At 46.8% G+C, this 22634-nt stretch carries 15 protein-coding genes; 2 read left to right on the top strand and 13 right to left on the bottom strand.

Annotation, left to right across the window (positions count from 1 at the left end):
• Window positions 1-38 precede the first annotated feature (38 nt).
• Window positions 39-3473 carry a PAS domain-containing hybrid sensor histidine kinase/response regulator gene (locus DD616_RS06235; RefSeq protein WP_208872069.1) on the top strand — a complete coding sequence of 1145 codons (3435 nt, stop codon included), beginning with the start codon at window positions 39-41 and terminating at the stop codon, window positions 3471-3473.
• Between the two features lie 97 nt (window positions 3474-3570).
• Here DD616_RS06235 and DD616_RS06230 read toward each other — a convergent pair whose 3' ends face one another.
• Window positions 3571-5274 (bottom strand): sodium:solute symporter family protein, encoded by a 1704-nt coding sequence (locus tag DD616_RS06230; protein WP_013855817.1) that lies wholly within the window; start codon window positions 5272-5274, stop codon window positions 3571-3573.
• 12 nt (window positions 5275-5286) lie between these two features.
• Window positions 5287-5553, bottom strand: coding sequence for a DUF4212 domain-containing protein (locus DD616_RS06225; protein WP_013855818.1), 267 nt, complete (start codon window positions 5551-5553; stop codon window positions 5287-5289).
• 387 nt (window positions 5554-5940) lie between these two features.
• Here DD616_RS06225 and DD616_RS06220 point away from each other — a divergent pair, with 387 nt between their 5' ends.
• The gene (locus tag DD616_RS06220) at window positions 5941-7686 is read left to right on the top strand and encodes a potassium/proton antiporter (protein WP_170895445.1); all 1746 of its coding nucleotides are present in this window, start codon (window positions 5941-5943) and stop codon (window positions 7684-7686) included.
• Window positions 7687-7690: 4 nt separating this feature from the next.
• Here the strand turns inward: DD616_RS06220 and DD616_RS06215 are convergent, their stop codons facing one another.
• From DD616_RS06215 to aspA, 11 genes are all read right to left on the bottom strand, one after another.
• Window positions 7691-8320 (bottom strand): response regulator transcription factor, encoded by a 630-nt coding sequence (locus tag DD616_RS06215; RefSeq protein WP_013855820.1) that lies wholly within the window; start codon window positions 8318-8320, stop codon window positions 7691-7693.
• 239 nt (window positions 8321-8559) lie between these two features.
• Window positions 8560-10362 (bottom strand): protein-disulfide reductase DsbD, encoded by a 1803-nt coding sequence (locus tag DD616_RS06210; RefSeq protein WP_208872068.1) that lies wholly within the window; start codon window positions 10360-10362, stop codon window positions 8560-8562.
• 160 nt (window positions 10363-10522) lie between these two features.
• Window positions 10523-10981 carry an arginine repressor gene (locus tag DD616_RS06205; RefSeq protein WP_088718009.1) on the bottom strand — a complete coding sequence of 153 codons (459 nt, stop codon included), beginning with the start codon at window positions 10979-10981 and terminating at the stop codon, window positions 10523-10525.
• A 408-nt stretch (window positions 10982-11389) separates the two neighbouring features.
• On the bottom strand, window positions 11390-11854 hold the full coding sequence (gene pyrI / locus DD616_RS06200) for an aspartate carbamoyltransferase regulatory subunit (RefSeq protein ID WP_017042201.1): 465 nt from the start codon (window positions 11852-11854) through the stop codon (window positions 11390-11392).
• 15 nt (window positions 11855-11869) lie between these two features.
• A complete protein-coding gene (gene pyrB / locus DD616_RS06195) occupies window positions 11870-12799 on the bottom strand; it encodes an aspartate carbamoyltransferase (protein WP_088721358.1) in 930 nt (309 codons plus the stop codon).
• Window positions 12800-13241: 442 nt separating this feature from the next.
• Window positions 13242-14252, bottom strand: coding sequence for an ornithine carbamoyltransferase (locus DD616_RS06190; protein ID WP_013855826.1), 1011 nt, complete (start codon window positions 14250-14252; stop codon window positions 13242-13244).
• 115 nt (window positions 14253-14367) lie between these two features.
• Entirely contained in the window at window positions 14368-15279 is a 912-nt protein-coding gene (arcC, locus tag DD616_RS06185; protein WP_013855827.1) for a carbamate kinase, read from the bottom strand.
• 73 nt (window positions 15280-15352) lie between these two features.
• Window positions 15353-16576, bottom strand: coding sequence for an arginine deiminase (gene arcA / locus DD616_RS06180; protein WP_017046788.1), 1224 nt, complete (start codon window positions 16574-16576; stop codon window positions 15353-15355).
• A gap of 843 nt (window positions 16577-17419) precedes the next feature.
• Complete coding sequence (locus DD616_RS06175; protein WP_026027156.1) at window positions 17420-18865, bottom strand: YfcC family protein; 1446 nt, start codon at window positions 18863-18865, stop codon at window positions 17420-17422.
• A 515-nt stretch (window positions 18866-19380) separates the two neighbouring features.
• Window positions 19381-20694 carry an anaerobic C4-dicarboxylate transporter family protein gene (locus DD616_RS06170; RefSeq protein WP_017042196.1) on the bottom strand — a complete coding sequence of 438 codons (1314 nt, stop codon included), beginning with the start codon at window positions 20692-20694 and terminating at the stop codon, window positions 19381-19383.
• Between the two features lie 148 nt (window positions 20695-20842).
• Window positions 20843-22297: an aspartate ammonia-lyase gene (aspA, locus tag DD616_RS06165; RefSeq protein WP_017042195.1), complete on the bottom strand. Its 1455-nt coding sequence runs from the start codon at window positions 22295-22297 to the stop codon at window positions 20843-20845.
• Window positions 22298-22634: the final 337 nt, after the last annotated feature.

The following is a 22634-nucleotide window of genomic DNA, read 5'->3' as shown; positions in this document are numbered from 1 at the left end:
TCTTTGAAGAGGCTTTTTTGAACCGATAAGGATATCAAATGCAAGGATGGATCGTCGTTCCCGTTTCGCTCGCTTACTTAGGCGTGCTGTTTCTCGTCGCTTGGTATGGTGATAGGCAAAGCCAATGGCTGGCGAAATGGCGACCGTGGATCTACAGCTTATCGATCGCGGTCTATTGCACCTCTTGGACTTTTTACGGCACTGTGGGTCAAGCGGCTAGCAACCCTTGGTCATTTCTGCCTATCTACATTGCGCCTATTTTAGTGTTTACCCTTGGCTGGCGTATGTTGGCGCGGCTGATTTTGATTGCGAAGCGCGAACATATTACCTCCATCGCCGATTTTATTGCTGCTCGCTACGGAAAATCGCAAGGATTAGCGGTAACCGTAACTTTGATTGCCGTGGTGGGCATTTTACCTTACATCGCCTTGCAACTGCGCGGCATCACTATGGGGCTTGAGATTGTCGCCCCCAACCTCGCTACGCAATTTGGTTATCAGAATTATCACGTCTCGTGGTTTGTGGTCGCGGCTTTAGCGCTATTTACTATGCTGTTTGGTACACGGCATATTGATAACACCGAGCACCACCGCGGCATGATGATGGCGATTGCGTTTGAATCGATTGTTAAATTGGTCGCTTTTTTAACCGTGGGCGGTTTCATCATTTATCTGGCTTCAAGCCGTGAAACGGTTGATCTAAGTGCGATTGCCCAGCAGACGTATCAAGCGCCCAACTGGCCAACGCTGTTGATCCACACCGTATTAACCATGATGGCGATCATCTGCTTACCGCGTCAGTTTCATACCATGGTGGTAGAAAATGAACGCGCGCAAGATCTACACACGGCGCGCTGGTTATTTCCTCTTTACCTGACTTTGATGGGGTTATTTGTTCTACCTATTGCATGGGTTGGGCAAAGTTTGCTAAGCGGCAGCCCTGCCGATACTTATGTACTCAGCGTGCCTATGTCGGTGGGCGCCGAGCAGATAGCGTTACTGGCGTTTTTAGGTGGCACATCAGCGGCCAGCGGCATGGTGATTGTCTCGACCATCGCATTGGCTATAATGGTTTCTAATGATTTGGTGATGCCGCTTCTGTTGCGCCGCATGCGCTTAACTCAGCGCAACTACCGTCATTTATCAGGGTTGTTGCTCAACATCCGCCGCGGGTTGATTCTATTGCTGCTGCTTGGCGCTTGGGGTTTTTATCAGGCGTTGGATGCGATTGGTTCTTTATCGGCGATCGGTTTTCTCTCATTTGCGGCGATTACCCAATTTGCCCCTTCATTGATTGGTGGCATGTACTGGCGTGAAGGCAACCGTAAAGGCGTTTATGTTGGATTGGTGGTCGGTTTTACTGTGTGGCTAGTAACCTTAATGAGCCAAACCGACATGCTGGCGGGCGATGCACAAAGTAACGTTCTGTTATGGATGATCACCCCGCCGGATTGGTTGGTGCAGATGGGGCTGAAAAACTCAGATTGGGGCATGATGCTCAGTGTTGCTCTCAACACATTCTGCTACGTTGTTGTCTCTATGGTGACTCGTCCGAGTTTGAGTGAGCGTTTACAATCGGCCTCTTTTGTCGGTACGCCGCTGCCTGAAAGTGAGAATCTCAGCTTGTATCAAAGCCGCGTGACAGTGGCTGAGCTTGAAATGTTGGCCGCTCGTTTTGTGGGGCGCACTCGCGTTCGCACTGCCTTTCGCCAATATTGGAGCCAGCAGAGAGAGACGTTACTACCTAACCAACAAGCGCCATCTACCTTAATCCGTCATACAGAAAGAGTGCTGGCGGGGGTGTTTGGTGCTTCTTCGGCCAAATTGGTGCTCACTTCCGCACTGCAAGGACGCAACATGCAGCTTGAGGAAGTGGCGACCATTGTTGATGAAGCATCTGAGCTGTACGACTTTAGTCGCGGCTTATTACAAGGGGCCATTGAGCATATTGGTCAAGGAATTACCGTGGTCGATAAAAAGCTACGGCTGGTGGCGTGGAATCAACGCTATCTCGAACTGTTTGAGTTTCCCGCTGGGCTGATTCAAGTGGGGCGGCCGATTGCGGATGTGATACGGCACAACGCGCAACACGGATTATGCGGCCCTGGTGACCCTGAGGATCACGTGCGGCGGCGGGTGTATCACCTTGAGCAAGGAACCAGACACACTTCGGCGCGTATTCGTCCTGATGGACGAGTTATTGAAGTGCAAGGCAACCCGATGCCGGGCGGCGGGTTTGTGATGAGCTTTAGCGACATCACCGTTTTTCGCGAGGCGGAGCAGGCATTAAAAGAGGCTAATGAGACCTTGGAAGAGCGCGTGCACCAACGCACCCTAGAGCTTGAAACCCTCAACAAACGCTTGGTGGCGGCAACTCAAAAATCAGACCAAGAATCGCAATCAAAATCGCGCTTTTTGGCCGCCGTCAGCCACGATTTAATGCAGCCGTTGAACGCTGCGCGCCTGTTTGCCTCTTCGCTCTCGGAGGTGGCCAAAGAGACGGAAGTGAAAACGTTGGCGGGTTATATAGAGAGTGCTCTGGGCGCGGCTGAAGATCTGATTGGTGATTTGCTGGATATTTCACGTTTAGAGTCCGGCAAGCTCGATGTGCATTCTCATAGCTTTGCTATTAATGATGTATTTTCGAATCTTAACGCTGAATTTAGCGCTTTAGCTAAGCAGCAAGGGATTGATTTTAAAGTGATCCCATCCTCGCTCTATGTGATGTCTGACCCTAAATTATTGCGTCGTGTGGTACAAAACTTTCTCACTAACGCGTTTCGCTATAACCCTAAAGGTAAAGTGGTGCTGGGTGTACGCCGAGTGCGAGATCAGGTCAGGATTGATGTTTGGGATAACGGCATTGGTATCGAGCAAGATAAGCAGCAAGAAATCTTCGAAGAGTTTAACCGTGGTAGCCAAGTCCGTTCTGACCAAGGTTTGGGGCTCGGTTTAGCGATTTCAAAAGGCATTGCATATGTGCTGGGTCATGAAATTTCGATGCGCTCTTGGCATGGAAAAGGCAGCGTGTTTTCGCTCTCTTTGACGCGAGCTGAACCTGTCAAACAGGCTCCGACCCTGGCGATAGAGCAAGGTATGCCATCTGATCTCAATCATCTGCGCGTACTGTGTGTGGACAACGAAGCTGATATTTTAGTCGGCATGAACGATCTACTCGCAAGGTGGGGGTGTGATGTCAAAGTAGCAGCGGACTTGCTGCAAAGCCTGAAAGCATTAGAAAACAATTGGTTGCCTGATGTTATTTTGTCGGATTACCGCTTAGATAATGGTCGCACTGGTTTAGAAGTGCTGCAGCAGTGTCGCTTGCGGCTTGGAGATAGCTTTGAAGGGGTCATCATCAGTGCTGATCGCACTGAAGAGATGATGGATGCGATTAAATCCAATGGCTTTAGTTTTATTCCCAAACCAATAAAACCACTAAAACTGCGCGCGCTGTTGAATCGAGTCAATTAAGCATGCAGCATAAAGCCGATGCGTGGGCATCGGCTTTATGGTTGTTATCACACTTCACTGCGGAGCGAACATCGAGCATGACGCTCGCAGGTGAAGATTAGTGGTCGTGAGCTTGCCCCGCGCCTTTCGGGAAGCGGATTGACTCCACCATTTCTTGCACTTCGGTTGGAACTTCTGCGGTAAATTTATTCACCACAATCGATACCACGAAGTTCAAACACATACCTAACGTACCAATGCCTTCAGGGCTGATACCAAACAACCAGTTATCTGGCGTGCTGGCTGCCGGGTTAATGAATTTGAAGTAGATGATGTAGGTTGCAGTAAAGATAATCCCTGCGACCATGCCCGCGATCGCGCCTTCTTTATTCATCTTCTTGTAGAAGATGCCCAAAATAATGGCCGGGAAGAAGGAGGCGGCTGCCAAGCCGAAGGCAAACGCTACCACCTGAGCCACAAAACCCGGTGGGTTAATGCCTAGGTAACCAGCACCCACAATCGCAATGATGGCGGCTAAGCGTGCGGCTAACAGCTCTTGTTTATCGGTCATGTTTGGTTTGAAGCCTTTCTTCAATAAGTCGTGAGAAATTGACGTCGAGATAACCAATAAAAGACCTGCAGCTGTCGAAAGCGCAGCAGCTAAACCCCCAGCTGCGAGCAAGCCAACCACCCAGTTTGGCAGTTTTGCCAGTTCAGGAGACGCCAATACGATGATGTCACGGTTAATGTTCATCTCGTTGCGCTCATCGCCAGAGTAGAACATACGACCGTCGTTGTTCTTATCTTTCCAGCTTACAAGGCCAGTATTCTCCCAGTTCTTAAACCAAGTAGGCGCGTCTGTTGCGGGTACGCCTTGCATGTCTGGGCCATTAATGGTCTCAATCATGTTCACGCGAGCAAAAGCAGCAACACCTGGCGCTGTGGTATATAGCAAAGAGATGAACAGCAATGCCCAACCCGCTGAGATACGCGCATCACGCACTTTAGGCACAGTGAAGAAGCGAATAATGACGTGAGGAAGACCAGCAGTACCCACCATCAAGGCTGCGCAGATAAAGAACACGTCAACCGTGCTCTTGTTGCCTTCGGTATAAGCGGTGAAGCCGAGCTCTTGAGTTAAGCCATCGAGTTTATCGAGTAGGTAAACATCGGTACCAGTAATGGTTGAGCCCATACCAATTTGTGGCAGAGGGTTACCTGTCATCATGATCGAGGTGAAAATGGCGGGAACAAGGAAGGCGAAAATGAGCACGCAGAATTGTGCAACTTGCGTATAAGTGATGCCTTTCATGCCACCGAGTACCGCATAGAAGAACACGATCCCCATACCGATGACGATACCAACGTTAATATCCACTTCGAGGAAACGAGAGAATACCACGCCGACGCCGCGCATTTGCCCCGCAACATAAGTAAACGAGATAAAGATGGCGCAAAATACCGCCACCATGCGCGCGGTTTTTGAGTAGTATCGCTCACCGATAAAATCTGGCACGGTGAACTGGCCAAATTTACGCAAATAAGGTGCAAGGCAAAGTGCCAATAACACATAGCCGCCTGTCCAGCCCATCAAGTACACGGTACCATCATAGCCAATGAACGAGATGATACCCGCCATTGAGATAAATGAAGCGGCTGACATCCAGTCCGCTGCGGTTGCCATGCCGTTGGCAACAGGGTGAACACCACCGCCAGCAACATAGAATTCACTGGTCGATCCTGCACGAGCCCAAATAGCAATGCCGATATAGAGTGCAAACGTAATACCGACCAGAATAAACGTCCAAGTTTGAATATCCATTTCGTAAACCTCTTAGTCTTCCTGTACGTTGTATTTCTTGTCGAGCGCATTCATGCGCACAACGTAAATAAAGATCAAGGCGACAAAGGTATAGATGGACCCTTGTTGTGCGAACCAGAACCCTAGTTTGAACCCGCCTAAATGAATCGTATTAAGTGCGTCGACGAAAAGAACGCCTGCACCATATGATACCAAGAACCACACTGCCAGCAGTGAGCCCATAATTCCCAAGTTTTCTTTCCAGTAGGCTTGAGCATGTTCGGTTGATTGGAACGCCATGACCTTCTCCTTCGGTTTGCATATCGTGGTGTTAATTTAATGTTACGAAATTAAGATAGCAGTGAAAGGGTGGTGGGTCTGTGCAACTTTAGTCGGGAGGTTTTTTTTTCCAATTCATTGTAACTAAATGAAATGCCTCAATTTAGAAGGTCTTTCTTATGTTGAATAAATGTTAAATTAGCCAAAAGTATAAGATCATAAGCTCTTGATTGGAAAATCGCTCATGGCGAGTTAACGATTTTTTATGTGGTTGGTTATTCATGCCGCGATAAAAACGATCAATGTTTACATAAAGTTGTCTTAAAAACGGATTAAACTAAGGCACAATGGAACGCGAATTTATGTTGGTTATTCAATCAATAATAATTAAATCAATAAGGAAGGAATATGGATGCAATCGCTATCAATGGTTTTTTTCTCGTAGGTGCTTTGCTGATTGCATTAAGTGTGTTGTTAAGTCCAGTCTCTTCTAAGTTAGGAATTCCTATTCTGCTCGTTTTTTTATTGGTGGGTATGTTGGCTGGGGAGGATGGCCCCGGTGGCATCTTATTTGATAATTATCCGATTGCTTATTTAGTCAGTAACTTAGCGCTTGCCATTATCTTATTGGATGGCGGCATGCGTACCCGTGTTGCCAGTTTTCGGATTGCCTTTTGGCCGTCAGTTTCGTTAGCGACGTTTGGGGTGGCGATCACCACCATTCTCACCGGCTTGATGGCGGCGTGGCTGTTTAATTTGGAATTGCTGCAAGGTATTTTGGTGGGTGCGATAGTTGGCTCAACCGATGCGGCGGCGGTTTTTTCCCTGCTTAAAGGGAGAAGCTTGAATGAGCGCGTCGGTTCAACGTTAGAGATTGAATCGGGCACTAACGATCCAATGGCGGTGTTTTTAACCGTGACATTAATTGCGGTACTGGGTAGCCAAGGCGATGATCTCAACGCAGGATTCTTGCTGCTGAGTTTTATCCAGCAATTTGGCCTCGGGGCTTTATTTGGATTGGCCGGAGGTTGGCTGCTCTGGAAGCTAATTAATAGCAATCAACTTCCAGAAGGGCTCTACTCCATTTTGGCCATCAGTGGCGGTTTGATTATCTTTGCGCTGTCCAATTCACTCGGCGGCAGTGGTATTCTATCCATCTACTTGACGGGTTTATTGCTGGGCAATAAACCGACCCGTTGCCGCTATTCCATTTTGAACGTACTGGATGGGATGACGTGGCTTAGCCAAATTGGTATGTTCTTGGTGCTTGGGTTATTGGTCACACCTTCTGAATTGCTGACCATTGCGGTGCCGGGCTTTGCGCTCGCCTTTGGTATGATTTTGTTTGCGCGCCCCATTTCTGTATGGATTGGTTTATTGCCATTCAAAGCATTTACTGCGCGTGAAAAGTGGTTTATCTCTTGGGTTGGACTGCGCGGCGCTGTACCCATTATTTTAGCGGTTTTCCCAATGATGGCCGGTTTGCCGAATGCGCAGCTCTATTTCAACTTAGCCTTCTTCGTGGTGATGGTGTCGCTAGTGGTACAAGGGGGAACCTTAATGAAAGCGGCCGCTTTGGCTCGCGTTGAACTACCACCCAAACCTGAGCCAATTTCACGTACCGGTGTTGAGATATACCCGTGCAGCGAATGGGAAATGTTGGTCTATAAACTCAAACAAGATAAATGGTGTATTGGTGAGCCATTACGCAACCTTTCTATGCCTGAAGGAACACGTATTACCGCTGTGTTTCGTGACGAGCAACTGCTTCACCCATCGGGCAGCACCAAGTTGCAAGAGGGCGATGTCTTGTGCGTGTTAGCACAGGAGAAAGATCTCGAATCACTGAGCAACCTATTTAGTGAAGCGCCAGAAAAAGCCTCGTTAGAGCGCTTCTTTGGTGACTTCTTTTTGGATGTGGATGCAAAACTCGTTGATGTCGCAGCTTATTATGGTTTGACGATTGAACACCTCAATCAAGAGATGACGCTCAACGATTTGCTGATCCAAGAGCTCGGAGCCACACAAGTACTGGGTGACCATTTTGAATGGCAAGGTCTGTATCTGGTCGTGGCGGACGTGGCCGATTGGCAAGCAACCAAAGTCGGTTTGCGATTACCTTTAGAAGAGACGTTAGATGAAGCGAGCGAGTAGCCGACTACTCGCCCAACTCATTGAGTAAAATTACTGCTTGGGTACGGTTTTTAACCCCAAGTTTACGGAAAATAGCCGTCATGTGCGCTTTGATGGTCGCCTCAGAAACATTAAGCTCATAGGCGATTTGTTTGTTGAGTAGCCCATCAGAGAGCATGCCTAATACTTTGTATTGTTGTGGGGTTAAGGCGGCAATTTTCTTGGTTAAATCATTACATGCGGCGTGATTGGCAATTAGCCCTTCAGGGAAAAATGGGTCACCGGCTAGGACTTGATTGAGCGCCGAGATCAGCGCGCGCATGTCACTCGATTTAGGAATAAAACCAAAGGCACCGTGGCTTTTTACTTGCGCCACCACCGAAGGTTCTTCACTGGCTGAAATCACCACAATCGGTAAATCAGGGTATTCGGCTCGCAAGTGAATCAGCCCTGACATCCCATTTGCGCCTGGCATTTTGAGATCCAACAGCAGCAAATCCACATCGCTCTGTTTGGTTAATAAGGCTAACAGGGCATCTAGCGAATCCGCTTCCAATAAATTGGCACCGCTTATCGCCATATGCACCGATTGAAATAGCGCATTGCGAAACAGAGGGTGGTCGTCAGCAATGATGATGGTGTAGGTCGAATCCATGACGTTTTACACTTTTAGCAATGTCGTTAAATCGATTATTGACCGCGATTTCTCACTGAACAATCTTTATACGCTAAAAGTCTGAACTGTATCCACTTTTTGTCTGATACTGAGTAGTGACTGAGCCTGATCTGAGAGTGGTGTATGTCAGGCGGTTCGAGAAGAAGTGATGGTGTTTACGCGCCATTATTGCCGACTGTTGCAATGGCTTGCTCAAACAGGCGGCAATAACGGGTACCTTAAAGCTGGTGGGCGATGAGGTGTGCTAAAAAGCGATCGGCTGGCATAAAACCGCTGATACGTGCGTTTGAAACGCGTTCACCTTGCGCATTCCAAAAATCAATCGTCGGTAACCCTAGCACGTTCATCGCCTTGAGCAGCTCAATATCTTGTGGCTGATTTTTGGTGACGTCCGCTTGCAATAGCACAAAGTTTTGCAGTTTCTGCGCGACCTCTTGCTGATGGAAAGTGTATTTTTCAAACTCTTTACACGCCACGCACCAGTCGGCGTAGAAATCGAGCATGACGGGTTTACCTGCTAATTTGGCTTGGCTCAACTGCAAGTTGAGCTCGGCAATATTATTCACCCGAATGAACTCGATATGGCTACGGCTTGCTAGGTTGGTTTGTTCTGGCTTAAACCACACATCCAGTGCGGGTTGCGCTGAAGCAAACAGACCCAATACCGCAATAATGCCAACCATGCTCTGTTTCCAGCCACCAAACGGCAAGCTGTTTTTACAATGATAGAGCCAACCAAACGCGACGATCCCAAGCGCGGACCAGAGCGCCGTTGACCACACTGGTGGCAATAAGCGTTCAAGTAAGAAGATCGGCGCAGCCAGTAAAATAAAGCCAAATAGTGTTTTGACTCTCTCCATCCAGCCACCGGCTTTGGGGAGTAGTTTGTTACCAAACACGGCGACCAAAATCAGCGGAATCCCCATGCCCATTGCTAAGGCATACAGTGCAATCGCCCCCGTGAATAGGTCGCCACTTTGCGCGACATACAGCAGCGCGCCAGAAAGAGGCGCGGTGGTGCACGGTGAGCAAACCAAACCGGAAATCGCGCCCATGGCAAACACGCCAAGACTGTTCCCGCCTTGCTGCTTATTACTCAGGCTGTTTAGCCACGTCTGCACTTTGCTTGGCAGTTGTAAGGTATAAACGCCAAACATCGACAGGGCGAGTAGCACAAATAGGGTACTGAGGCCAATCAGTACATAAGGGTGCTGCATCGCGGCTTGAAATTGTAACCCAGCCGAAGCGACGACTAGGCCAAGTACGGTATAAGTGAGCGCCATACCTTGCACGTAAATAAACGATAAAATCAACGCGCGCCGTGGTGAAAGTTGGCCACGGCCAAGCACGATACTGGTGAGGATCGGGTACATAGGGAGTACACAAGGGGTAAAGGCTAGGCCAACGCCAAGTGCTAAAAAGAGCAGCGGTGTCCACCAAGAATCGGCGAGGCGGTTTGCTAGCCCGTCTTGTTCAGCCACGGGCGCTTTTGGCGAATCTGTTTTGCTTTTCGCCATATTGGCCGCCGTGTTGTTGTCAGAGCCAGTATCGCTTGCCACAGCTTGAAGGTCGATAATTCGCGTTTCTGGTGGATAGCAAAAGCCCGCTTTTGCACACCCTTGGTACTGGATAATTAATTTGGCGTTCGCTGCTGCACTGAGGAGCGGTATGTCGACAAACAGTGGCTCAGTATAAATCTTCACATCACCAAAAAATTCATCGTGATATGGCTGACCATCGAGCATCTCGATTTCACCAAGCTGTGCATTTTCGGCGCTGATACTGATCCGATCTTGGTAGAGGTAATAGCCCTGCTTGACCTGCCAATCTAAGAAAACCTGCTTACCTTGCTGCTCGGCATGAAAAGGAAACGCTTGGTCAACTGGGACAAATTGATTGTCGGCTGAGGCCAAACCGAGGTTGTTACCACTATTGAATGGATTGTCATTGCCAAAGACCGCCAACGCAGGTTGGGAAAGTGTCAGCAGAGCTAGCAGTACAAAGGAAAAGAGTAGGCGCATACAAAAATCGAGTCTTCATTAGGTGAGTGTCATCTTAACCCAATCAGACCGCTTTTCGGCGCAATAAGTTTCACAGTGATGGAAAAAACGTCGTTGATGAGGCAGTGAAGCGAGAAAAGCCAAGTGAGGTTGTGGACCTCACTTGGCTGGGCGATGGGAGTTAAGCGACACCTAGGCGAGTTTTCACCACCGCTTCACACGCTTCAATATTATTGATGTCTTTGGGAATAATAAGCACAGTGTCATTACCACCGACCGTTCCTAAAATCTCAGTGTGGGGATCAATATCAACCAATCGCGCGACCAATTGAGCACTTCCAGGATGAGTTTTCACCACCACAGTGGATTGATTGTGAGTGATAAACTCAATTTGTGAGGCGATAGATGACTCAACACGCACTGGCGCGGTTTCGACCGTAATGCAGTACACTTTTTTCCCGCACGCATTTTGCACTTTCACCACACCAAGTTGGGAAAGCAAGCGTGACACAGTGGATTGGCTAATGCCTTCGTAGCCGAGCTCTATTAGCCTGAGTCGTAGCTCATTTTGGTTAGCAAAACTTTGTTGTTGTAGGATTTTTTTACAAGCGGAAGCTAACGTTTTGTCATCGGTTTGCATTGCGCCGTGGGGGATTTTTCTGTTCACGGGCGGTTCCTTTTATACACGCTACTGCGTCTGGGGTATCGGTGATCCTTACCATGCCAGCACACTCCCAAAGCCATAGAGTGTGAGTTCACGTTATGTTTAACGCCAATGGCGCAACGGTTGAGCATTGCTCTTTTCCCCTCTATAAGTGGTGGGGGATTATGATTGATGCCTGTAGCTTAACATTAATCAATGTGTCGCTTTTTGCGGGGGATCACCAAATAATAAACTAGATTACCGATTGATTTTTGGCGTTTTATGTTGATTTGATGGAATAATATGCACGGAAATATGCAAGATTCGTAAGTTGGTCCAGCGCCGAGTTAGGACGCTGGAGGCTGGCAGGGCTGTAAACGCGATGGATGCGCGCTTAGTGCTGTTTTAGCAACGTTCAGTCATGATTTCGCGCGAGAATACTTTCTCACAATAGTGGCATTTGAGATGCACATTCTCTTGTTTGAGTTGCACTTTAAAGCGGCTCTCGACAGGCTCGCCATGAGAGATGCAGTTGCTGTTTGGGCAACGAAATACGCTGTCAATTCTCTCTGGCAAAGTGAGGGTCAGTTTGTTGACCACTTTATACTCTTCAATTTGATTGACGGTGGCTTTCGGGGCATACAGTGCTAATTGGTTCGCTTGCTCTTTGGTGAGATAAAGGTTTTCTATTTTAATCAGATCTTTATTACCTAACGCAGAAGAGGGTAGGTTTAGGCCAATCGTCACACGTTGATTGGTTTCATTTAACTTAAACAAAGAGAGAATTTTGATCCCAAGGTTGGCAGGGATATGGTCAATCACGCTACCGTTACGAATCGCTTCAACTTGTAATTGGGTCTCTTTTACCATGATGTTATCTCCTACTTATAAGGTTGGGTTAAGAACAAGGGCTAATAAAGCTTCACGCGCATAAACGCCGTTTTCGGCTTGTTGGAAATAGTAGGCGTAAGGTGTTTTATCGACATCGGTGGTGATTTCATCGACCCGAGGCAGTGGGTGCAGCACTTTTAAATTGTGGCGCGCTTCTTTTAATGTTTCTGCGGTTAAGATGTAAGCCGATTTCATATGTGCGTATTCGGATGCATCAAAGCGCTCTTTTTGTACGCGCGTCATGTACAGCACATCCAGTTCAGGCACGACCTCTTCAATGCTGGCGTGCAAACTAAACGTAATGCCAGCCTCTGAGAGCTCTTCGCAAATGTAATCCGGCATCGCCAGCACTTCTGGGGCGATAAAAAAGAAACGTACATTGTTGAATTTCGATAAGGCTTGGGTGAGCGAATGGACGGTGCGGCCATATTTTAAGTCGCCGACGAACGCGACGTTAAGGTTATCGAGCCTGCCTTGCGTTTCATAAATGGAAAACAGATCGAGCAAGGTTTGAGTGGGATGCTGGTTAGCACCATCGCCACCGTTGACTACGGGAACGCCGTTGGAAAACTCAGAGGCTAAACGTGCAGCGCCTTCTTGTGGGTGGCGCATGACAAATGCATCGACATAAGAGGAAATAACTTGCACCGAGTCAGCTAAGGTTTCCCCTTTCTTGGCAAGTGACGTATTGCCGCCATTATCAAAACCAATCACTGTGCCGCCTAGGCGCTGCACTGCCGTTTCAAACGACAAACGGGTACGTGTAGAAGGTTCAAAGAAGCAGCTTGCCACCACTTTATTTTTGAGAAGTTCAGGGTTTGGTTCCGCTTTAAGCCTTGTTGCAGTTTCAACAATCAGCTCCAGTTCCGCGCGGCTCAGTTCTGGAATGGAAATGATGTGCTTGTTAAATAACGAATGCGCCATAACGTGTCTTCCCTCTGTATGGTTCGCTTTGGCTACTAGCCTTTGCGAAATTTTGCTTAAAAAAAAGCCCCCTAAAATAGGAGGCTTCAATAACGTTCAGAACAGAAAAACAAAACAGCTAACTCGACCGGCGCCGGGTGTAATGGATGGCGTTGATGGGGAGTGCTGCGGTTCATTTTCTGCTCCGTTTAGACAAATTGCGAAGGATTATACGGACAAAAAACACGCTGGCAATACTCTTTGGAAAATATCCAGAAAATGGATTTTTATGCGAAATTAGCTTGATTTCGATGTTATTTACTACGCGTTTACAGCTAAAGCATAAGCGCGATTTGTGAGTGTTATTGACTGAAAAAAAATGCGAGCTTTATTCAAGCTCGCATCGATTCAACATCAAAGAGATGAATGTAGGCGATTCATTATCTACTATTCGTTACCTAAGTTAGTTACCTAAGGTGGCCACCATCACGGCTTTGATGGTGTGCATGCGGTTTTCAGCTTCATCGAACACGATGGAATGCTCAGATTCAATCACTTCATCGGTCACTTCAACGCCTTTGGCAAGCACTGGGTAGTTTTTCGCAAGCTCTTTGCCAACGGTGGTATCTTCGCCGTGGAAAGCAGGCAAGCAGTGCATGAATTTCACATGTGGGTTACCAGTGGCTTTTAGCATTGCCATGTTCACTTGGTAAGGCAGCATCAATTCAATGCGCTCTGCCCATGCTTCTTTCGCTTCGCCCATCGATACCCAAACATCGGTGTAAAGGAAATCACAGCCTTGAACGCCTTCTTGAACATCATCTGTAAGCGTAATTTTCGCGCCTGTTTGCTTTGCAATAGTGCGACATTCCGCGACTAATTCTTCGGTTGGCCAGAACGCTTTTGGTGCAACAAGGCGAATGTCCATGCCCATTTTCGCAGCGCCCACCATCAAGGAGTTACCCATGTTGTTGCGTGCATCACCGAGGTAGGCAAATTTCATTTCATGGAGGCGTTTGCCACGGCCATGTTCGATCATGGTAAGGAAATCAGCCAAAATTTGTGTTGGGTGGAATTCGTCAGTTAAGCCGTTCCATACTGGTACGCCAGCGTAGGCACCAAGCTCTTCAACGATCTCTTGACCAAAGCCGCGATATTCGATGCCGTCATACATGCGGCCTAAGACGCGCGCGGTATCTTTCATCGACTCTTTGTGGCCAATTTGTGAACCTGATGGGCCTAAGTAGGAGACTTGAGCACCTTGGTCAAACGCCGCTACTTCGAATGCACAGCGAGTGCGAGTTGAGGTTTTTTCAAAGATAAGTGCAATGTTTTTGCCTTTGAGACGAGGCTGCTCATAACCGTTGTATTTGGCTTTTTTCAGCTCAAGTGATAGATCCAATAGGTGCTGGATTTCGCGTGGAGTGAAATCAAGAAGTTTTAGAAAGTTACGATTGCGTAAGTTAAAAGCCATGATCTTTTCCTCATTTGCAACGCTTGCTTCTGATGAGAGGGTGGAAGAAAGCGTTACTATTTGTTTAAAGTTAAAAACAGATTCGGTTTATAAAATAGATTTTAAAAACAATGTGTTAGTCACGCGTGATATTGGTACCTGCTGTGCCTTCTAAGATGCGTAGGCCATCTTCTAACGCGCCGATCCCAACGACTTTCCCGCCTTGTTGAATGAATTCGCACGAGGCTTCAATTTTTGGCCCCATAGAACCAGCATCAAATTGATAGTTGGCAAGCTCGCTTGGCGTTGTGCTGCGCAGCGCATGTTGGGTTGGTTTACCCCAATCAAGGTAAACGGCGTCAGCATCGGTCAAAATGAGCAGCGCGTCGGCGTTCAATTGTTTGGCAAGAAAGGCAGCAGACATGTCTTTATCGATCACTGCTTCTACACCGACTAATTTGCCGTTTTCACGTTTGACTGGAATACCGCCACCACCAGTGCAAATCACTAAATGACCGGCACTGATAAGCTGGGAAATCGCATCATGTTCGACGATGCCTATTGGTTGAGGGCTCGGAACCACACGGCGGAAATATTGGCCGTCGGGCTTGACTGTCCAGTGGTATTTCTCAGCCAATTCACGCGCTTCTGCTTCTTGATAAACTGGGCCAATCGGTTTGGTTGGGTTGGCAAATGCAGGGTCTTTCGGGTCGACCATCATTTGGGTCAACATGCACGAAATGTTGCGTTCAGGCAGCATGTTTTTGAACTCTTGCATCAACATGTAGCCAATCATCCCTTGAGTTTCACTGCCCAATACGTCGAGTGGGTACGGCGCTACTTTTTTGTATTCGAGACCTTGTAGTGCTAGTAGGCCAACTTGAGGGCCATTGCCATGCACCAGCACCACGTTATAGTGTTTGGCTATTTCGGAAATGGTTTTGACTGCAATTTCAATGTTGCGACGTTGAACATCTGCTTCTAATGGCTGACCACGACGAAGTAGCGCGTTTCCACCTAATGCAACAACAACAGTTTGTTTGCTCATAATTCTATCTCTTCTAAGGTGGGTTGAGGCGTGCAGAGGAAATTTGCCTCAACCCATTTGATTAACCTAAGGGCTAGATACCGTCACGCTCAATTGGGCAGCTCATGCAGCGTGCGCCGCCACGGCCACGGCCCAATTCGTCACCAGGAATAGACAGAACAGTGATGCCTGCTTTGTCGTATTTTTCATTGGTATAGGTGTTGCCTTCATAGCCAATCACTACGCCAGGTTTGACGGTTAGGACATTGTTTGCATCGTTCCACTGTTCACGTTCTGCGTTGAAGTTGTCACCGCCCGTTGTGATTAGGTTGAGCTTGTCAACGCCAAGTGCTTTTTCGATGGCGGTAACGAAGTAACCTTCTTCTTTGACGTTCACGGCACCAGACTCATCGCCTGTGAGGCTCCAGCATTTCACATCCTTGCGTACTACTTCTGGGTAAACAGAGAAGGTGTCTTCACGCATGTGTGTCATGACGGTATCTAAGTGCATGCAAGAGCGGTGTTTTGGTAGTTCCATCGCAATGATTTGCTTCGCTTGGCCATGTTTAAATAGGCCCGCAGCTAAGTGTTCAACACCTTGCGCTGTGGTGCGCTCAGACATACCAATCAGTACCGCACCTTTGCCAATCACAAGAACGTCGCCACCTTCAATGGTTGAATTATCGTAATTAATGCTCTCGTCATCACCGAAGTATTTAATGAAGTCTTGGCCCGCAAAGCTTGGATGCCAGCGGTAAATCGCACGCACATGGTTGGTTTCACGTTGACGTGCAGGTTTTGCCATCGGGTTGATTGACACGCCACCGTATACCCAGCAAGACGTATCGCGAGTAAATAGATGGTTTGGCAGTGGTTCAATAATGAAATCGGTTGGTGCATGCAAGCCTTGCATCATTGAAGAGGATTTCATTGGCATTTCAGCGTAAGACAAACCACCTGTCAGGATTTTTGCCAATTCAAGGTTTGGCAGATCGCTGAGGTAGCAGCGCACGTCATTCGCAAATGTTTTGCCAAGGCGGTAATCCGATACTTGTTGAGTAAGCAGCCACTCTTTTGCGACGGGAACCGCTAGCGTGTCGGCTAATAGATCGGTCAGCAGTAAAACTTCAACACCTTGGTCACGTAGCGTTTGTGTGAACGCATCATGCTCTTTCCCCGCACGCTCTACGGCCAAGACATCATCAAACAAAAGGTCGTGACAGTTGGATGGTGTTAAGTGAGTGAGTGAGCGTCTTGGGCGGTGAACAAGAACTCGACGTAATTGACCAATTTCAGAACCAACATATAACTTACTCATAATAGTATCTCTCTTAATTTATATGCATTTATGCCGTTATATTTTTGACATTAAATTCAACTTGTTCTGGATAAATACATAATTATTTTTGTAGGGAATTCAGTATGAATTTATTTATTCACTTCTTTGTTCTGCAATTAATATTACCCTTGGTCTGTATATGTTCTTAGAGGTCCATCACAGAATGATTTATATTGAAATTCGGCGAAAATAATAGTTTTTTAACAATGTTTATGCAGTGTTTATATTGTGAGTGTCATATTTATTACTGCTTTTTTTATGGATGTTCATTCAATTTAAATCTCACGCAGCACTACTCCATATAGGCTCGGTATTTTGGTTGGGAATTTTATGCACCAAAAACACATCGATAATTCATCGAATGGGTTAAGAATATGCACTTGAAAAGGGTATATAGTTGAATGTGAGTCGAAGAAATGGGCTGTGTTAACATAACTTTCTTAATAAAACTTGATCTCACGCAGGCTTTCTAATGTAGATGTTTTGTCTGAATGGGCGTAATAGAGGACGGAAAATGAGAGATGACATAGCAGGCGATCTGAATTTGGTGATAAAGGAATATAGGCCGCGTTTTATTTAGTCACCAAAAGTGGTTATTTATCCCAGCCGATTGCTATAAAAAAATAGCCATCAAAACTAATGGTTATCTAACGACGTTGAAAGCCATCACTTCCTGATTTGGCTAACGTATCATGTTTAGAACTGGGTAGCTGCGCAGCCAATGAGCCTAAGTCGGCCTGCCAATAAAAAAGCCGCAATCATGCGGCTTTTAAAGGGTGTGGCGCGGTTTTTACCTACGACATATCGTTCATCAGTTTGGCGCTATAGCATCGCACCTAGGCTGAGAGATAGCATAATGAATACGCACAATATGCCTAACAGTGGTGCGACCCATTTCACCCAGCGAACATAAGGTACACGAGCAATTGCTAAGCCGCCCATCACTACCGCAGAGGTTGGCGTGATGAGGTTGACTATCCCTGAAGCCGATTGGTAAGCCGTGACGACAAGGTCGCGGCCAACGCCTGCAAAGTCAGCCAATGGAGCCATGATGGGCATGGTTAATACCGCAAGGCCAGAAGACGAAGGTACAAGGAAAGAGAGAAGAATTTCCAGTAAATACATTACGTTAATAAAAATGACGGATGAAAGGCCAGTAACCATTTGCTCGGCTGAGAACAAAATAGTGTCGGTGATCATCCCGCGGTCCATGATCACCACAATGCCGCGTGCGATACCAATGATCAGCGCTACGCCTAATAGGTCTCGTGCACCATCAATAAAGCTGGTGGTGAATTCCTCTTCACTCATACGAGCAATTAAACCGATAATGATGGTTGCACCCAAGAACATCGCTGAGATCTCAGCCATCCACCATCCAGCAACAGATACCCCATAAATCATCACGCCAAAAGCGGCCGCGAAAATGGTCAAAATAACTTTGCGGGTGGCGGTGAATTCGAGTTTCTCTCCACTTTGGTTGCCAAGGAAGTGAGCTTTGTTCTCTTCGTACTTGTCGTACACAATCGATTTGCTTTGATCTGCTTGCACCATTTTCGCGTAGCGCATCACGTACAGTACACAGATAACCCAACCGACAGCTAACATTGCTAAGCGCAACATGATGCCATCAGTAAACGGAATGCCCGCTGCGTTGGCCGCAATTACGGTGGCAAACGGGTTGATAGTGGAGCCCAGCGTACCAATACCCGCGCCAAGCAGTACGGTAGCGGCGGCAACCAGTGGGTCAAAACGAGCGGCCATCATCACAGGTACGAGTAAGGTGTAGAAAGGTAAGGATTCTTCCGCCATACCGTAAATCGTACCGCCTGCGGCAAACAGCGCCATCAGGATGGGTATCATCAACTCTTCACGCCCTTCAAGCCGCGCTGTTACGCGTTCAATGCCCGCATCAATCGCACCTGTTTTGGTCACTAGGCCCAAAAAGCCACCAATGACCAAAATGAACAGAGACACGTCAATCGCGGCAGCTTCGTAGCTGTTGTGGTCATAAAAGCCGTCAATCGGTGCCATCAACACATCGATCACCCCTTGTGGGTTACCTTCTGCGTGTTGATAAGTTCCCGCAATAGGCACTTCTTTGCCCAGTTCTTCATTCATGGTGCGCTGATACTGACCGGCAGGCACAATCCAGGTTAAAAGGGCCACAAGAGCAATTAGAATGAAAAGGATGGTGTAAGCGGAAGGAAACTTAAAGTTAGCAAAGAAGCCACCTTTAGGTTCCGTGGATACAGTTTGGGTTGTCATAGCGATCTCCTTACACTCAGAGAACAACGAGATTCTGAGTGTGTTCAGCGGCTAATGTTCTTCAGTCTTCCAGCCCATTAAAATATTATCTATTAGGGGTGAAAGAATAAAAAGTTATTGGAACTTCAATTAAATACGTTAAATGAAAAGTTTTAATTATTATTAAGTGAACATAAATGCTCACTTGCTCAGATATCTGTATAAATTCTAAGGTGAGTTTTAAAGCGTAACTTTGTCTTGCTTCACAAAAAAATAGTACCGAGTTACACACCATTTTTTTAGGGAATTTAATTTAGGGTAATTGAGTGTAAATAATGGAATTATATTCTTACGCTTTTTATTCGAAGACATGGAGATAGGCGGATAATCGTTGTAGGGTAAATATATTGAAATTTTATTCATTAAGCTGAATGAATGAAGAGAAGTAATTATTTATTGCTTTATTGATATGTATCAATATTTTATACGTAACAAATAAAAAGGGAGCCAAAGCTCCCTTATAACAATAGTAGAGATTACATCAAAATATTGGAGAACAACAAACCAAAACCAATACTAAACACCATGCTTAACAAGCCAGGGAGCATAAAGCTGTGGTTGAAAATATACTTACCAATACGAGTGGTACCAGTCCGGTCAAAGTCGATAGATGCGATGATAGGGCCGTAGTTTGGAATGAAGAAGTAACCGTTAACGGCAACGAAAACCGCAATAATAATGGCTGGTGGCAAACCCAAGGTTATTGCAACAGGGACTAACACGGCTGTTGTTGCGCCTTGGCTATTGACCATCACCGACAGAGCAAATAACGCGAACGCGAATGTCCATGGTGCGACTTCCACTAAGCCAGAGACCGCTTCTTTGACCATGGCACCATGGCCAGCAATGAAGGTGTCACCTAACCAAGCGATACCGAAGATCGCCACGATAGCACGCATACCTGCATGGAATACGGAACCTTGGCTGATGGCGTTGCCGTCAGGTTTGCACAGTAAAATGATCAGCGCCGCGATAGACAGCATCACGATTTCAATCGTGTGCGCCATCCCCATGGCTGAGCCGTTAAATTGTGGGCGCAAGCTAGGCAATGCACCCATCACCACCACTACAATGGCACCGAACAAAAATAGCCCGACCGATTTTTTCGCTTGTGGCGTGATTTGAATATCAGCAATCGATACTTCTTGTTCCATCTCTGCGCGAAATTCTGGGTCTTGCAAGCGACGTTGATATTCTGGGTCGTCTTTCAGCTCAACACCGATTTTATTGACGAATAAGCACGCGCAAGCCAAACCAAGAATGGTACTTGGGATGGTGATCATCAACACATCCGTTAGCGTGATGCCTTGTGGTTCTAAGAAGGCGACTAACGCCACGACGGCGGCCGCAATTGGGCTAGCTACAATCGCAAATTGTGACGCGATCACCGCCATGCCTAAAGGACGTTCTGGACGAATACCACTGCGACGGCTCACTTCAGCAATAACGGGCAGTACTGAATAGGCCACGTGACCTGTACCAGCCATCATTGTAAAAAAGTAAGTTACCAAAGGGGCGATGAAAGTGATGTGGCGAGGGTTTTTATGCAAAATGTTAGTGGCAATTTTGATCAAATAATCTAAACCGCCAGCCGCTTGCATTGAGGCTGCTGCTGCAACCACGGCCATGATCATCAACATCACATCAATCGGTGGGCTGGTTGGTTGCATGCCAAATCCAAAGCTCAGTACAGCAAGGCCAATACCGCCCATCACACCAAGCCCAATACCACCAATCCTTGCACCAATTAGGATACATCCTAATACGATAAGGAACTCAATTAAGAACATCTTATACTCCTAAAGATAATGAAAAATAGGGTCATTCTACAGGCTCAGCGATATTGAACGGTATGCTTTGCGCCATGATGTAACGCAATTTTTTCTCACTTAATAACTTGTAGAAAGTAAAAAGGCTCTGAATCAGAGCCTTTTTTGATTATTCGTAGCGTTTCGCTTTGTACTGAGGGCGCATAAAGTTTTCGACGGACAAGATGTCATCGAGCTCTTCGGCGGTGAGTAAGCCTCGCTCAAGCACCACTTCACGTACGCTCTTACCCGTTTCCGCACAAATTTTACCCACGATGTCACCTTCATGGTGGCCAATATATGGGTTAAGGTAAGTCACGATACCGATAGAGTTGAATACGTAAGCTTCACACACTTCTTTATTGACAGTGATGCCGTCAACACACTTGTCACGAAGGTTTATGCAGGCGTTTGAAAGAATTTCAATTGACTCAAACATGCTTTGTGCAATCACAGGTTCCATCACGTTTAGCTGTAATTGGCCACCTTCTGCGGCAAAGGAAATAGTGTTGTCGTTACCAAGTACTTTAAAGCACACTTGGTTGACCACTTCAGGCACCACAGGGTTTACTTTTGCAGGCATGATGGAAGACCCAGCTTGCAATTCAGGTAGGTTCAACTCGTTTAGACCCGCGCGAGGGCCAGATGAAAGAAGACGCAAGTCATTACAGATTTTAGAGAGTTTCACAGCAAGGCGTTTTAGCGCGCCGTGCGCCATAACATAAGCACCGCAGTCAGAGGTTGCTTCAATTAAATCTTCCGCTGGTACCACAGCTAAGCCTGTCACCGCAGCAAGGTGTTTCACTGCCGCCGCTTGATATCCCGGTGCCGCATTCAGGCCAGTACCGATCGCTGTTGCGCCAAGGTTAATCTCAAGCAGCAGTTTAGAGGTGTACTCTAGGTTGCGGATCTCTTCATTAATGGTGACCGCCCAAGCGCGGAACTCTTGACCTACGGTCATCGGTACGGCGTCTTGCAATTGAGTACGACCCATTTTCAAAATGCCAGAGAACTCTTGGCTTTTTAGCTCAAACGCACCTTTTAGATAGGCAATAGAATCAATCAGTTTCAGGATGCTGTTGTATACCGCAATGCGGAAACCAGTAGGGTAAGCACAGTTGGTTGATTGGCTTTTATTAACGTGGTCATTGGGGTTGATGAATTCGTACTGACCCTTTTCTTTACCCATCAATTCCAGAGCAAGGTTTGCGATCACTTCGTTGGTGTTCATATTGACAGAAGTACCGGCGCCGCCTTGGTATACGTCTGACGGAAATTGATCCATGCACTTACCTGTTTCTAGGATCAAGTCACACGCTTGGAGGATGTAATTAGCCACTTGGCTTGGAATGACGCCGAGCTCTTTGTTGGCTAGCGTGGCGGCTTTTTTGGTCATCACCATACCGCGTACAAATTCAGGCACATCAGAAATGGTTGATTTTGAAATATTAAAGTTTTCGATAGCGCGCAGTGTATGAATGCCGTAATACGCGTCAGCAGGAACGTGACGTTGACCTAATAGATCTTCTTCGATACGAGTGGCCGAGTTAGCTGTAGCAGCTGTCGTTTCTGATAGGGTAGCCATAACAGGATCCTTAGAGAATTATTCTGATAATTAGTGAAATTATTAGCCATTTCTGCAGTTTAAGAATCCATTCGTCAGAATTTTAGGCTGGAAAATCCGTCCTGACTTCTGTGGCACATCATACTCAACCTAGATTTAAAAAATAGTAAGTGGATCACCTTTTAGGTCAATATTTTATGAAAATTTGATACGCACTCACATGCGTTATTTTTAGGTTTTAAAAACAGTTATCGCGTTGATAAATAGTTGTGATGCCGGCGGTTGGATTTGTCTGTGTGGTATGAGATTTGTTCAGGTTTTGTTAGCAAAATGAGCGAATGAATGGATTTCAGATAGA

The organism is Vibrio anguillarum (genome assembly GCF_003390515.1).
In the GTDB taxonomy this organism is placed as follows: Bacteria; Pseudomonadota; Gammaproteobacteria; order Enterobacterales; family Vibrionaceae; genus Vibrio; species Vibrio anguillarum.
This window is presented reverse-complemented; position numbering and strand designations above follow the sequence as displayed.

What these genes read in the sequence shown, in the direction of transcription:
- DD616_RS06235 (WP_208872069.1), top strand. Translation starts at nt 39, where the DNA reads ATGCAAGGATGGATCGTCGTTCCCGTTTCGCTCGCTTACTTAGGCGTG.
- DD616_RS06230 (WP_013855817.1), bottom strand. Translation starts at nt 5,274, where the DNA reads ATGGATATTCAAACTTGGACGTTTATTCTGGTCGGTATTACGTTTGCA.
- DD616_RS06225 (WP_013855818.1), bottom strand. Translation starts at nt 5,553, where the DNA reads ATGGCGTTCCAATCAACCGAACATGCTCAAGCCTACTGGAAAGAAAAC.
- DD616_RS06220 (WP_170895445.1), top strand. Translation starts at nt 5,941, where the DNA reads ATGGATGCAATCGCTATCAATGGTTTTTTTCTCGTAGGTGCTTTGCTG.
- DD616_RS06215 (WP_013855820.1), bottom strand. Translation starts at nt 8,320, where the DNA reads ATGGATTCGACCTACACCATCATCATTGCTGACGACCACCCTCTGTTT.
- DD616_RS06210 (WP_208872068.1), bottom strand. Translation starts at nt 10,362, where the DNA reads ATGCGCCTACTCTTTTCCTTTGTACTGCTAGCTCTGCTGACACTTTCC.
- DD616_RS06205 (WP_088718009.1), bottom strand. Translation starts at nt 10,981, where the DNA reads ATGCAAACCGATGACAAAACGTTAGCTTCCGCTTGTAAAAAAATCCTA.
- pyrI (WP_017042201.1), bottom strand. Translation starts at nt 11,854, where the DNA reads ATGGTAAAAGAGACCCAATTACAAGTTGAAGCGATTCGTAACGGTAGC.
- pyrB (WP_088721358.1), bottom strand. Translation starts at nt 12,799, where the DNA reads ATGGCGCATTCGTTATTTAACAAGCACATCATTTCCATTCCAGAACTG.
- DD616_RS06190 (WP_013855826.1), bottom strand. Translation starts at nt 14,252, where the DNA reads ATGGCTTTTAACTTACGCAATCGTAACTTTCTAAAACTTCTTGATTTC.
- arcC (WP_013855827.1), bottom strand. Translation starts at nt 15,279, where the DNA reads ATGAGCAAACAAACTGTTGTTGTTGCATTAGGTGGAAACGCGCTACTT.
- arcA (WP_017046788.1), bottom strand. Translation starts at nt 16,576, where the DNA reads ATGAGTAAGTTATATGTTGGTTCTGAAATTGGTCAATTACGTCGAGTT.
- DD616_RS06175 (WP_026027156.1), bottom strand. Translation starts at nt 18,865, where the DNA reads ATGACAACCCAAACTGTATCCACGGAACCTAAAGGTGGCTTCTTTGCT.
- DD616_RS06170 (WP_017042196.1), bottom strand. Translation starts at nt 20,694, where the DNA reads ATGTTCTTAATTGAGTTCCTTATCGTATTAGGATGTATCCTAATTGGT.
- aspA (WP_017042195.1), bottom strand. Translation starts at nt 22,297, where the DNA reads ATGGCTACCCTATCAGAAACGACAGCTGCTACAGCTAACTCGGCCACT.